Genomic DNA, 12,668 nt, shown 5'->3' on the forward strand with positions numbered 1-12,668 from the left:
TTCAGAACACCTGCAGTTCCGGCACTGCGACCACAAACTGGCCACCCCAGCCGCGGATGGCGGCCAGCTGGGCCTCCAGCTCAGCGCGCAGATTCCAGGGCAGCAACAAGACGAAATCCGGCCGCGCTACCAGCAGTTCCTCGGGGCTGACGACAGGAATGCGCGAGCCGGGCAGGAATCGGCCCTGCTTGTGCGGCGAGGCATCGGCCACCGCCGCCAGAAGATCGGGCCGCAGGCCGGCATAGTTCAGCAAGGTGCAGCCCTTGGCAGCCGCGCCGTAAGCCAGCACGGTCTTGCCGGCAGCTTTCTGCTCCAGCAAAAAGCGCAGCAACTGGTGTTTGATGGCATCGGCCCGCGCCTGCAAGCTGCGGTAGAACGCCGGTTCTTCCATGCCTGCCGCCACTTCTTGGGCCAGCAGTGCCCCGACGCTTGGCAGTTCCGCCGGGCTGCTCTCGGCATGGCCGGCCCAGGCGCGCAACGAACCGCCATGGCTGGGCAATTGCTCGACGTCCCAGACCGCCAGACCCTGGGCCGCCAAGATGCGCCGCACGGTGGCGAAGCCGAGGTAGGAAAAATGCTCGTGGTAGATGGTGTCGAACTGCGCCTGCTCGACCAGCTGCTGCAGATGCGGGAACTCCAGCGTGATGCAGCCACCCGGGGCCAGCGCGGCCTTCAGACCGGCGACGAAATCGTTGATGTCTGGCACATGGGCCAGCACATTGTTGCCCACGATCCAATCGGCATGGCCGCGCTCCAGCGCCAGATGCTGGGCGAACTCGCGGCCGAAGAATTGCTCGATGCTTTCGATGCCGCGCGCTCTGGCGGCCTGGGCCGTGCTGTGCGTGGGCTCGATGCCCAGGCAGGGAATGCCGCGCGCCTGCACATGCTGGAGCAGGTAGCCGTCGTTGGACGCGATCTCCAGCACCAGGGAGCCAGGCCCCAGGCCGAGGCGGTCGACGCAGCGCTCGACATGGCGGCGCGCATGCTCAACCCAGGAACTGGAAATGGACGAGAAATAGACGTAGTCGCTCGAGAACAGGGCTTCATGCCCTTGCAACTCATCCACTTGCACCAGACCACAGGCCTGGCAGGTGAAGACCTTGAGCGGGAAGTAGAGCTCGGGCCGATTCAGGTCCTCGGCGCGCAAAAAGGCATTGGACGGCGGCGCGCTGCCCAGGTCGATGAAGACCTCATGCAGGGCGGACTGGCAATGGCGACAGCTCAGCACAAACGAACTCCTGAGAAATGGGCCGGGTCGATCAGCGCATGTTGGCGGTCACGCGCCGAGACCTCGGTGATGGGCAGGGGCCAGGTGACGGCCAGGGCCGGGTCGTCGTGGCGCAGGCCGGCCTCGTGCTCGGGGCTGTAGGGGGCGCTGTGTTGGTAGAGCATCTGCACATCGTCGCTGAGCGTCTGGAAGCCATGGGCGCAGCCCTCGGGGATGAAGACTTGCCGCTCCTGGGAACCGTCCAGCACGACGCCATGCCAGCGCAGAAAGGTCGGCGAGTCCGCACGCAGGTCGACCACGACATCAAAGACGCGGCCCGCAATGCAGCGCACCAGCTTGGCCTCCAGCGCCGGCGCATGCTGGAAATGCAGACCGCGCACCGTGCCGCGCTGGGCCGTGCGGCTGAGATTGCTTTGCGTGAAATGCAGGCCCGGCCGGCCCAGGGCCGCGAACTCCTGCTCGCAGAACCAGCGCGTCAGGCTGCCGCGGGCATCACCGCGCGGCTGGGTCTCGATCTCCCACAGGCCGTCTATCGGGCTCGGCGAAAACTTCAAGGCCAGACCTTCCAGGGCGCGGCATTGGCCTGCCAGAGTTCCTCCAGCCGGGTCTTGTCGCGCAAGGTGTCCATCGGTTGCCAGAAGCCCCTGTGGGTGTAGGCGGACAGCTGGCCCTGGCGTGCCAGGGTCTCCATCGGACCGCTTTCCCAGACGGTGGCATCGCCCCGGTCGATCAGCTCGAGCACCGAACGCTCGAGCACAAAGAAACCGCCGCTGACCCAGCTGCCGTCACCGAGCGGCTTCTCGGAGAACTTGCTGATGCGCTGGCCCTCGATGTCGAGCGCGCCGAAGCGCCCGGGCGGCTGCACCGCGGTCACGGTCGCCTGACGACCTTGTGCCTTGTGGAACTCGATCAGCGCGGTCAGGTCAACATCGGCCAGACCGTCGCCATAGGTGAAGCAGAACGGCCCTTGGTCGGCGCCGTCGCTCAAATAGTGCTGGACGCGCTTCAGGCGGCCGCCGGTCTGTGTGTGTTCGCCGGTGTCGACCAGGGTCACGCGCCAGGGCTCGCAATGCCGGTCGCGAATCTCCATGCGGTTCTCGGCGAGGTCGAAGGTGACGTCGGACATGTGCAGGAAGTAGTTGGCGAAGTACTCCTTGATCACATAGCCCTTGTAGCCCAGGCAAATGATGAAGTCATTGATGCCGTGCTGCGAATACAGCTTCATCAAGTGCCACAGCACCGGCCGGCCGCCAATCTCGACCATGGGTTTGGGGCGCACCGAGGTTTCCTCGGCCAGGCGCGTGCCCAGGCCTCCGGCAAGAATCACGGCCTTCATCGCAGGGGACCCTCCATGGCTGACACGCTCCCATCCATTGCACATGTGAACAATTCAGCATAAAGCCTGGCTGCCACACCCAAAAGCCGGAGTCGCACCGCAGAGAGCCGCCGTCTTTGCCACAGCAGCGACCAAAAAACTTCGGCCGAAGCCCCAAAAAGCGCCGCTACAATCCCGCCGGTCAGGAGAGAGCTTCCTCGCGGAAGCCGCCGAAGGCGCAGTGGCACTGGTGATCCCACGCTGCGAACGCTCAGGCAAAAGGACTGATAAAACGCCCGTTCACAAAACGTCGGGCGTCCTCACTGGAGAGAGACGGGTTTCGAGCCCGTCCACCGAAGGGGCAAGCTGTTGGCAATACGCCGGCGGCCAATCTCTCAGGTAAAGCGGACAGCGAGGGCATACCCACCCCACTCCTTGAGCCGGTCTCGAGGGTGTGGGCCAGATGTCTGCCCTCGAAAGTTGCCCGCCATGTCCGCTGCTGACACCTCCGCCCCCCTGCTCAAGACCCCGCTGCACGCTCTGCACATCGAACTTGGCGCCAAGATGGTGCCCTTCGGCGGCTACGACATGCCGGTCCAGTACCCGGCCGGCGTGATGGCCGAGCACAAGCACACACGCGCTGCCGCCGGCCTGTTCGATGTCTCCCATATGGGCCAGGTCCGCCTGATCGGTGACGGCGCTGCCGCTGCGTTGGAAACCATCGTGCCGGTCGACGTCATCGACCTCGGCCTGTTCAAGCAGCGCTATGCCCTGTTCACCAATGAACAAGGCGGCATCCTGGACGACCTGATGATCGCCCGCCGCCCGGACGATCTCTTTGTGGTGGTGAACGCCGGCTGCAAGGTGCAGGACATCGCCCACATGCAAGCCAAGATCGGCGACAAGTGCCAGGTCTTGCCTCTGCCCGAACAAGCCCTGCTGGCCCTGCAAGGCCCGCAGGCCGTGACCGCTCTGTCGCGCCTGAACGCTGACGTGGCCAAGCTGACCTTCATGACCGGCGGCTTCTTCAATCTGGACGGCATCGACACCTTCCTGACCCGCTCGGGCTATACCGGCGAAGACGGCTTCGAAATCTCGGTCCATCAAGACCAAGCGGTCGAATTGGCCCGCAAGCTGCTGGCCCAACCGGAAGTCAAGCCCATCGGTCTGGGCGCGCGCGATTCGCTGCGCCTGGAAGCGGGCCTCTGCCTCTACGGCCATGACATCGACACCAGCACCACCCCGGTCGAAGCCTCGCTGACCTGGGCCATCCAGAAGGTGCGTCGCGCCGGTGGCGCCCGCGCCGGCGGCTACCCCGGCGCAGCGGTGGTGGACGAACAGCTCGCCAACGGCGCCGCCCGCAAGCGCGTCGGCCTGGTCAGCAGCGAACGCATGCCGGTGCGCGAAGGCGCCAAGCTGGTCAACGCTGAGGGCGTGGAAATCGGCGTGGTCACCAGCGGCACTCTGGGCCCGACGGTGGGCAAGCCGGTGGCCCTGGCCTATCTGGCCAAGGAATTCGCTGCCATGGGCACCGAAGTCTTCGCCATCGTCCGCGACAAGCGCACCCCGATGACGGTGTCCAGCACCCCGTTCACACCCAACGGCTATTTCCGCGGCTGAGCGGCTGAGCGCTTGAGAGTCGCTTCGACTCATATCGCGCTTGCCCGGCCACGACCGGGCACCCTACATTTCAATTTCCTTTCCCCCACCTTCCGAAAGCAACGGAGCACCGCATGAGCACAATCAAGTACACGCCTGACCACGAGTGGGTCCAGATCGAAGCCGACGGCATCGTCACCGTGGGCATCACCGTGCACGCACAGGACGCACTGGGCGATGTGGTGTTCGTGGACCTGCCGGCCGTGGGCAGCAGCTTCGCCGCCAAGGAAGTGGCCGGCGTGGTCGAGTCGGTCAAGGCGGCCGCTGATGTCTACATGCCGGTGTCCGGCGAAGTGACCGAAGTCAACGAAACCCTGCGCGACGACCCCTCGCTCGCCAATAGCGACCCGCTGAAGACCGGCTGGTTCTTCAAGGTCAAGCTCAGCGACGCCGCCGAGCTGGACGGCCTGATGGACTGCACCGCGTACGACGAGCTGGTCAAGAACAGCTGATTCGCTTGGCCGCGGCGGCTCCCTCAGTGAGGCCGCGGCACCCCCTGCCACAGGGCGCATTCATTCCTTGCGCTTTGCTGTGGCAGGCTCTCCCGAACACAAACGGCCCGAGGCCGCCACAAGCGGCGCCAGGCCCCAAGGATTTGCCATGTTGATGTCCGCCCTGCAGCCCCTGTCGGTGCTTGAGAACGCCACCGAATTCCACGCTCGCCACATCGGCCCCGATGCCAGCGACGAAGCCGGCATGTTGTCGGTGATCGGTGCGGCCTCGCGTCGTGCTCTGATCGAAGCCGTGGTGCCGGCCAGCATCAAGCGCTCGGTGGGCATGGACCTGCCGGCCGCCGCGAGCGAAGCTCAGGCTTTGGCCGAACTGAAGGCCATGGCCAGCAAGAACAAGGTGCTCAAGAGCTATATCGGCCAGGGCTACTACGACACGCTGACCCCTGGCGTCATCCTGCGCAACATCCTTGAAAACCCCGCCTGGTACACCGCCTACACGCCCTACCAGGCTGAAATCTCGCAAGGCCGCATGGAAGCCCTGGTCAACTTCCAGACCATGGTGACCGACCTGACCGGCATGGCGATTGCCAACGCGTCCATGCTGGACGAAGCCACCGCTGCCGCCGAAGCCATGACCTTGGCCGCCCGTGTGGGCAAGAGCAAGAGCCAGACTTTCTTCGTCGCCGACGATGTGCTGCCGCAAACCCTGGAAGTGGTGCGCACCCGCGCCGAGCCGCTGGGATTCACCGTGGTGGTCGGCCCGGCTGCTGATGCCGGCCAGAGCGAATGCTTCGCTGCCCTGCTGCAATACCCCGGTGTGAACGGCGATGTGCGCAGCCTGCAGGCCGCCGCAGACGCGGTGCATGCCCAAGGTGCGCTGCTGATCGCGGCCGCCGACCTGCTGGCCCTGACCCTGATCAAGGCCCCCGCCGAGCAAGGCGCCGACATCGCCGTGGGCACGACCCAGCGCTTCGGCATGCCCATGGGTAATGGCGGCCCGCACGCCGCCTACATGGCCTGCAAGGACGAGTACAAGCGCAGCCTGCCCGGCCGCCTGGTCGGCGTGTCCATCGACGCGCATGGTAAGCCCGCCTACCGCCTGGCCCTGCAGACCCGCGAGCAGCACATCCGCCGTGAGAAGGCCACCTCCAACATCTGTACCGCCCAGGTGCTGCCGGCCGTGGTGGCCAGCATGTACGCCGTGTACCACGGCCCGCAAGGTCTGAAGCGCATCGCCCAACGCGTGGCCTCCTTCACCGCCGTGCTGGCCCAAGGCCTCAAGGGTCTGGGCTTTGCCCTCGGCAACACCAGCGCCTTTGACACCCTGCATGTGCAGACCGGCGCGCAGACCGAGGCCATCCTGGCGCGCGCCGTGGCCGCCGGCATGAACTTCCGCCGCGCCAGCGCTGAGGCCCTGAGCCTGTCGCTGGACGAGACCACCACCCGCGCCGACCTGGCCGCCGTGTTGGCCGTGTTTGCCGATGGCAAGGCCGTGCCAGACCTGAGCGGCTTCGACAAGGGCATCGCCAGCCTGATCCCGGCCGAGCTGCAGCGCACCAGCAGCTTCATGAGCCACCCGGTCTTTAACCGCTACCACTCGGAAACCGAGATGCTGCGCTATCTGCGCGGCCTGTCGGACAAGGACCTGGCGCTGGACCGCAGCATGATCCCGCTGGGCTCCTGCACCATGAAGCTCAACGCCACGGCCGAGATGATCCCCATCACCTGGCCCGAGTTCGCCGGCGTGCACCCGTTTGCACCGCACGATCAGCTGCAGGGTTATGCCCAGCTGAACGAACAGCTGACCGCCTGGTTGTGCCAAGCCACCGGCTACGCCGGCATCAGCCTGCAGCCCAATGCCGGCTCGCAAGGTGAGTACGCCGGCCTGCTGGCCATCAAGGCCTGGCACGAGTCGCGCAATGAAGGCCATCGCAAGATCTGCCTGATCCCCGAATCGGCCCACGGCACCAACCCGGCCTCGGCCCAGATGGTGGGCATGCAGGTCGTGGTGACCAAGTGCGACAAGGAAGGCAATATCGACCTGGCCGACCTCAAGGCCAAGTGCGAGCAGCACAGCGCCAACTTGGCCGCCATCATGATCACCTATCCCTCGACCTACGGTGTGTTCGACACCCAGGTCAAGGAAATCTGCGCCCTGGTGCGCAGCCACGGTGGCCGTGTCTACGTGGACGGTGCGAACATGAACGCCCTGGTCGGTGTGGCCGCACCGGGCGAGTTCGGCGGCGATGTCTCCCACCTGAACCTGCACAAGACCTTCTGCATCCCGCACGGCGGTGGCGGCCCGGGCGTCGGCCCCGTCTGCGTGGTGGCCGATCTGGTGCCCTTCCTGCCCACCCACCGTTCGGCCGGCTACGACAGCAAGACCGCCATCGGCGCCGTGTCCGCAGCCCCGCTGGGCAATGCCGCCGTGCTGCCCATCAGCTGGATGTACTGCCGCATGATGGCTGCCGACGGCCTGCAGGCTGCGACCGAAGTGGCCATCCTCTCGGCCAACTATGTGGCCGCCCGTCTGGCGGACGCTTACGACATCCACTTCAGCGGCAATATCGATGGCATCAAGGGCGGCGGTGTGGCCCACGAGTGCATCCTGGACATCCGCCCGCTGAAGGACGCCACCGGCGTCGGCGCTGAGGACGTGGCCAAGCGCCTGATCGACTACGGCTTCCATGCGCCCACTCTGTCCTTCCCGGTGGCCGGCACCTTGATGGTCGAACCGACCGAGAGCGAATCCAAGTTCGAGCTGGACCGCTTCTGCGACGCCATGCTGGCCATCCGCGCCGAAATCGCCAAGGTCGCCGACGGCAGCTGGACCGCCACCGACAACCCTCTGGTCAACGCCCCGCACACCGCGGAAAGCCTGCTGGCGGCCGAGTGGACGCATGGCTACAGCCGCGAAGAAGCGGCCTACCCGGTAGCCTCGCTGCGCCGCCAGAAGTACTGGGTGCCGGTCGGCCGCGTCGACAACGTCTACGGTGACCGCAATCTCAGCTGCTCTTGCCCGCCGATGAGCGACTACGCCTGATCGCACGAGAGTTTTTTGCTGCGCCGCTGCCATGCGTCGTTGGTCCGGTGCTCGGAATCCTCACGTACAGGAAGTACGTTCCGGTTCCTGTGCTCCGTCCGCCTTGCCTGACAGCCGCTCGCGACAAAAACTCTCATGCGATGCGTCCCTACGGGACGCCACACACCGGCCGGCTGCCCGTCCGATGGATCTATCACCATCGACGCCAGCCGGCTTTTTCACAAGACCGGCCTGATTCTTCAGGCCAGGCTCGGATCTCACACCAACGCTTGGAGGCCCCATGGCCGTCTCAGTCTTCGACCTCTTCAAGATCGGCATCGGCCCATCCAGCTCGCACACCGTGGGCCCCATGCGTGCGGCACGCATGTTTGTGCAACGCCTGCGTCACGAGGGCGTGCTGGACAAGACCACCCGCGTGGTCTCGCAGATGTATGGCTCGCTCGGCGCCACTGGCAAGGGCCACGGCAGCGACAAGGCCGTCTTGCTGGGCCTGGCCGGCCACGAGCCGGATACGGTCGATGTCGAGCAGGTGCCGGCTTACCTCGACGCCATCCGCAGCGGCGGCCGCATCCGCTTAGGCGGCGAGAATGAGATCGAGTTCAATGAGGCCAAGGATCTGGTGCTGTTCAAGCGTCAAAGCCTGCCCTTCCATGCCAATGGCATGCGCTTCTCAGCCTTCGATGCCGAAGGCGTGGAGATCCAGCAGCGCACCTACTACTCGGTTGGCGGCGGCTTTGTCGTCAGCGACGAGGTGGCGGCAGACGGCAGCAAGCAAAAAGTCATCGCCCCCGATGCGGCCGTTCTGCCCTACCCCTTCAAGTCCGGTGACGATCTGCTGGTGCTGAGCAAGCAGCATGGCATTTCCATCGCCGAGATCATGCGCCGCAACGAACGCCACTGGCGCAGCGATGAAGAGACCCGCGCCGGCCTACTCAAGATCTGGCAAGTGATGCAGGACTGCGTCAGCCGCGGCTGCCGCACCGAGGGCATCCTGCCCGGCGGCTTCAAGGTCAAGCGCCGCGCGGCCCAGCTGCACCGCGACCTGACCGCCAACCCGGAAGCCGCGCTGCGCGACCCGCTGCAGGTGATGGACTGGGTCAATCTCTACGCTTTGGCGGTCAATGAAGAAAACGCCGCCGGCGGCCGCGTCGTCACGGCGCCGACCAATGGCGCTGCCGGCATCGTGCCGGCCGTCCTGCATTACTACACGCGCTTCTATCACGGAGCCAACGAAGACGGCGTGGTCGACTTCCTGCTGACCGCTGCGGCCATCGGCATCCTCTACAAGGAAAACGCCTCGATCTCGGGCGCCGAAGTCGGCTGTCAGGGCGAGGTCGGCGTGGCCTGCTCGATGGCCGCGGGTGCACTCTGTCAGGTCATGGGCGGCACGCCCGAGCAGGTCGAGAATGCGGCCGAAATCGGCATGGAACACCATCTGGGCCTGACCTGCGACCCGGTCGGCGGCCTGGTGCAGATCCCCTGCATCGAGCGCAATGCGATCGCCTCGGTCAAGGCCATCAATGCTGCCCGCATGGCGCTGCGTGGCGACGGCACCCACTTCGTCAGCCTGGACAAGGTCATCAAGACCATGCGCGATACCGGCGCTGACATGATGACGAAGTACAAGGAAACCGCGCGCGGCGGGCTGGCGGTCAATATCGTCGAGTGCTGAGCCGGGCTCAAGTCTCCAAGACAAAAAAGGCGACCCGAGGGTCGCCTTTTGCTCAGCGCGGAAGATGCATCAAGCGCTGCGGCGGCGGCGTGAGACCGCGCCCAAGCCAGCCAAAGCCAGACCAACCAGGAGCATGGAGCTGGGTTCAGGCACGGTCGAGGGCGGCTGCACCGAACCATTGCGCACGCTGAAGCTGTAGCGACCAGCGACATTGGAGTTCAATGAGCCACTGACCAGGGCATTCGCGCCGCCGTCCAGAAAGGCGCCGTTGACAGCTGAGCCAGCCAACTCAAAGGAGTTCACATTGCCATTGGACCAACCTACACGGGCTGAATTTCCGCCCTGACCGCCGGCGCCGCCGCTGGCATTGCCCGTTTCCCAAAGCACCTTGTCGTAGTTGAACTCGAAGTCGAAATCACCCGCGCCCACATCCGAACGGTCGGTGATGATCAGCTGGAAGGTGTTGAGCTTATCGACGCCGTTGGAGAAGTAGCCAACGTCGATCCAATTGACGCCAAACACCTTGCGTCCATTGATCAGGTCCTGGCCGTACTGGGTCAGGCCGCTGCTGGCGCCACGGGTATCCACATCGGCAAAGTAGGCAGCCAGGATCTGGCGTGCCGTGCCCTGCAAGCCGAAGGGCGTATAGGTGCCGAGGGCAGCATCAAACGTGACGTTACCGTTGTTGTTGACGAACAGGCTGCTCGAAGTCAGGCCAAAGAAATTGATGTTGAAACCCAGGGCTACTGGACCCACCGAATCATCATCGTTGGCGCTCAAGGTCGAGTCGGTGAACTTCACGGTGTCGTGAACCGCACCGGCCGAAGCCACAGTGCTGGCCATCATCAGGCCGCAAGCCAAAAGTGCGGCGGAAATGCTGTTGTAGATCTTCAAGTCAGTGTTCCCTAGAGGAGTCAAAACGAAAGCCCGCAGAGTGGCGGGCTTTCTTTGTGACGCAGGGTTTGTGCCAAGAAACTAAGTGCTTGATTCAACGGTAATTTGCACGAAACAGAACGTAACGCTGTCAGAAAACCCGACATTGAAGTAACAAGTGCATACAAATTCACCATGACGAGAGGCATGGTCGGCACAGTATGCGAGGACCTCAGCGCTTGAGCGGCGGACTGTCCTGCGGCAACCAACGCTTGTAGATGGCAACAAAGCTGCCGTCGCGTTTCATGGCATCGAGCTGGGTCTGCCAGGCCTTGACCCGCGCATCAGGCGTGTCCGGCGAAAAGGCGATGTAGCCCTCGGCGCTGGCATAGCTGTAGACGATCTCAAGCGCCTCTTCGGCCACGCCCGCTTGGGCCATGATCTTGGGCATGGACAGGCGCTCGGTGGCAAAGTAGTCGGCCCGGCCGGCCAGCAGCATGCGAATGGCCGCCGGAGGGTCGGCCACACTGACCAGATTCCGGAACCCCAGCTGCTTGAGCTCCTCCGAGGTGTACCAATCACGCACCACCAGCACGGCCTTGGCGCGCTTGGCGTCCTCCATGCTGCGCAGGCGCACACCGCCACGTGCCGGCCCGTAGATGGAACTGTAGAAGGTCACCACCGGACCCACCCATTTGAACAGGCGTTCCCGGCCCGCGGTACGCGCCATGCTGAACAAGGCGGTCTCCCCGCCCAGTTGGACATCCCGGTAGGCGCGCGCCCAGGGCATGAACTCGATCGGCAGGTCCAGCTGCAAGCGGCGCTGAATCTCTTGCACCACATCGACCGCGAGCCCGCGGGCTTCACCGCCTTCGCTGAAATTGATGGGCGGAAACTCTTCGCTGAGCAGGCGCTTCTGGGCCATGCTGGGCCCGGCCAGACACAGGGCGAGCAGCGCGGGGAACAGGGCGCGTGTGAAAAAACGTCGATCCATCGGTGAAAAGAATAGCAGCCGCTCACGCTGGCTCACGCTCGGCCGCGCCGAATACCGGTCTTTTCACATGGGCTTGGCCGCTGCGAGCTTTGCCCGTTCAGCACCCGAGCGGTGTCTACAGATCGCGAGCCAGACCCGCGAACTGTTGCAGCATGAAATTCCAGTAGGGCAAGACACAGTCAATATGACCCGAAGGCTGGCTGGGGCACGCGTTCAGACTGACTTGCTGGCCGGCGCCTCGCCGCGCCATGCTGTCCAGGGCCAGGCTGGCGTTCAGATAGGGCACGGTCCGGTCCTCGCGACCATGAAACAGGTAGACCGGTTTCTGCGGCGCCCAGTCATGGACATCGCTTTCGGCCTTCAGACTCGCGCTGTCGTCGGCCAGATAGAGGTCGATGAAGCGGGGGTCGAAGCGAATGTCGCTGTCCTCGTCCACGACCAACTTAAGCAACTCGTCGCGGACGCGCTGCCGTACGTTGTCGCTCAGGAACCGAAGTACGCCGGGGTTCAGCAAGGTGCCGAGCGTCGCATTCTTCTCCTTCACCTGGCGCAGCAAATCGTCCAAGGTGGCCGACACACTGTAGGCCCCGGCTCCCGGCGCACTGGCCAGCAGCTGCAGACGCAGGGGGCTCTGGCTGTTCTGCAAGGCCCGGTGAGCCGCCATGGTGACATAGCCACCTTGCGAATAGCCGCCCATGAAGAGCTGACGGTTGTCAGCAATGCCGGCGCTGTAGCGCCAGTAGCGCGCCGCCGTCAGCAGGTCATTGACGGCCGACGCCGATGGAGCGGCTTGCAAATAGGGGTGAGGCAGCTGCTTGGATACGCCGTAACCGATGTAGTCGGCCGCGACCACGATATAGCCGGCCGAAGCCATCATCACCACGGCTTCGCTGGCCACCGCCTGGTTGCTGGGCGCCTCTCTCTCATGCATCAAGGTGGCATGCTGGTAGCTGAGCACCGGGCTGGGCGCACCGGCCGGCTTGAGCGGTACCGCCACCAGGCCGGAGGCGAGCACCTCACGGCCTTGGCCATCACGGGTGAGGTACTCCAGCCGATAGGCCCGGACCTCGTAGCGCGGTGTCAGCTGTGGAGCACGTGCCCCAGCAGCCTGGAGCACGGCGGCGATCTCGCCAACGGGGATGCTGCGCAAGAGGCTGGTCTGGCGCCATTCACCGGGGCCCGTCGCATTGAGGATGGTCTCAACCGGCGGAACGGGCACGGGCACCGGTTCGGGCACAGGATTCGGGCTCGAACCGCCCGAGCCAGAACAGGCCGACAGCGCCGCCGCACAGAGCAGCACACTCAAGCGTCGACAGAGCCTCAGGCGACTGATATTCCACTGGCTGTTCTGGTCCATGGGCCCTCCCCGGGCGGGCTGGCCAGCCTCCGGTCGGATGGCCGGTTAGCAGGCACAGCGTGCAAGCAAGCAACG

Annotated in this window: 10 protein-coding genes and 2 riboswitches; of the genes, 4 read left to right on the forward strand and 6 right to left on the reverse strand. The window is 64.8% G+C overall.

Translation table 11 applies throughout. The features are described from left to right. Position 1: 1 nt before the first annotated feature. Genes LNV28_RS15450 through rfbF form a run of 3 tightly spaced genes read right to left on the reverse strand, consistent with a single transcriptional unit; the run spans position 2 to position 2,564 of the window. Positions 2-1,228: a methyltransferase domain-containing protein gene (locus tag LNV28_RS15450; protein WP_318013861.1), complete on the reverse strand. Its 1,227-nt coding sequence runs from the start codon at positions 1,226-1,228 to the stop codon at positions 2-4. Further along, positions 1,222-1,782: a dTDP-4-dehydrorhamnose 3,5-epimerase family protein gene (locus LNV28_RS15455; RefSeq protein WP_263517272.1), complete on the reverse strand. Its 561-nt coding sequence runs from the start codon at positions 1,780-1,782 to the stop codon at positions 1,222-1,224. Before LNV28_RS15455 ends, LNV28_RS15450 begins: the two co-directional genes overlap by 7 nt. After that, complete coding sequence (rfbF, locus tag LNV28_RS15460) at positions 1,779-2,564, reverse strand: glucose-1-phosphate cytidylyltransferase (protein WP_263517273.1); 786 nt, start codon at positions 2,562-2,564, stop codon at positions 1,779-1,781. Before rfbF ends, LNV28_RS15455 begins: the two co-directional genes overlap by 4 nt. A gap of 172 nt (positions 2,565-2,736) precedes the next feature. Continuing rightward, positions 2,737-2,840, forward strand: a riboswitch (glycine riboswitch). Positions 2,841-2,856: 16 nt separating this feature from the next. Beyond that, positions 2,857-2,965: riboswitch (glycine riboswitch) on the forward strand. Positions 2,966-3,032: 67 nt separating this feature from the next. Here rfbF and gcvT point away from each other — a divergent pair. The 4 genes from gcvT (at position 3,033) to LNV28_RS15480 (ending at position 9,369) form a co-directional block, all read left to right on the forward strand. Then, a complete protein-coding gene (gene gcvT / locus LNV28_RS15465; RefSeq protein WP_263517274.1) occupies positions 3,033-4,163 on the forward strand; it encodes a glycine cleavage system aminomethyltransferase GcvT in 1,131 nt (376 codons plus the stop codon). 113 nt (positions 4,164-4,276) lie between these two features. Beyond that, on the forward strand, positions 4,277-4,654 hold the full coding sequence (gene gcvH, locus LNV28_RS15470) for a glycine cleavage system protein GcvH (protein ID WP_263517275.1): 378 nt from the start codon (positions 4,277-4,279) through the stop codon (positions 4,652-4,654). A gap of 148 nt (positions 4,655-4,802) precedes the next feature. Further along, a complete protein-coding gene (gene gcvP, locus LNV28_RS15475) occupies positions 4,803-7,697 on the forward strand; it encodes an aminomethyl-transferring glycine dehydrogenase (RefSeq protein WP_263517276.1) in 2,895 nt (964 codons plus the stop codon). 280 nt (positions 7,698-7,977) lie between these two features. Beyond that, complete coding sequence (locus tag LNV28_RS15480; protein WP_263517277.1) at positions 7,978-9,369, forward strand: L-serine ammonia-lyase; 1,392 nt, start codon at positions 7,978-7,980, stop codon at positions 9,367-9,369. Between the two features lie 69 nt (positions 9,370-9,438). Here LNV28_RS15480 and LNV28_RS15485 read toward each other — a convergent pair whose 3' ends face one another. The 3 genes from LNV28_RS15485 to LNV28_RS15495 form a co-directional block, all read right to left on the reverse strand. Beyond that, positions 9,439-10,263 (reverse strand): nidogen-like domain-containing protein, encoded by an 825-nt coding sequence (locus tag LNV28_RS15485; protein ID WP_263517278.1) that lies wholly within the window; start codon positions 10,261-10,263, stop codon positions 9,439-9,441. 211 nt (positions 10,264-10,474) lie between these two features. Beyond that, positions 10,475-11,236, reverse strand: a complete 762-nt coding sequence (locus tag LNV28_RS15490) for a substrate-binding periplasmic protein (RefSeq protein ID WP_263517279.1) — start codon at positions 11,234-11,236, stop codon at positions 10,475-10,477. A gap of 115 nt (positions 11,237-11,351) precedes the next feature. Beyond that, the gene (locus LNV28_RS15495) at positions 11,352-12,593 is read right to left on the reverse strand and encodes a prolyl oligopeptidase family serine peptidase (RefSeq protein ID WP_263517280.1); all 1,242 of its coding nucleotides are present in this window, start codon (positions 12,591-12,593) and stop codon (positions 11,352-11,354) included. Between the last annotated feature and the right edge of the window lie 75 nt (positions 12,594-12,668).

Source organism: Paucibacter sp. DJ2R-2, from assembly GCF_025717675.1.
GTDB lineage: Bacteria > Pseudomonadota > Gammaproteobacteria > Burkholderiales > Burkholderiaceae_C > Paucibacter_A.

Excerpts from the sequence above, each read along its gene's own strand:
- gcvP (WP_263517276.1), top strand. The coding sequence starts at position 4,803 with ATGTTGATGTCCGCCCTGCAGCCCCTGTCGGTGCTTGAGAACGCCACC.
- gcvT (WP_263517274.1), top strand. The coding sequence starts at position 3,033 with ATGTCCGCTGCTGACACCTCCGCCCCCCTGCTCAAGACCCCGCTGCAC.
- LNV28_RS15480 (WP_263517277.1), top strand. The coding sequence starts at position 7,978 with ATGGCCGTCTCAGTCTTCGACCTCTTCAAGATCGGCATCGGCCCATCC.
- LNV28_RS15490 (WP_263517279.1), bottom strand. The coding sequence starts at position 11,236 with ATGGATCGACGTTTTTTCACACGCGCCCTGTTCCCCGCGCTGCTCGCC.
- gcvH (WP_263517275.1), top strand. The coding sequence starts at position 4,277 with ATGAGCACAATCAAGTACACGCCTGACCACGAGTGGGTCCAGATCGAA.
- LNV28_RS15495 (WP_263517280.1), bottom strand. The coding sequence starts at position 12,593 with ATGGACCAGAACAGCCAGTGGAATATCAGTCGCCTGAGGCTCTGTCGA.
- rfbF (WP_263517273.1), bottom strand. The coding sequence starts at position 2,564 with ATGAAGGCCGTGATTCTTGCCGGAGGCCTGGGCACGCGCCTGGCCGAG.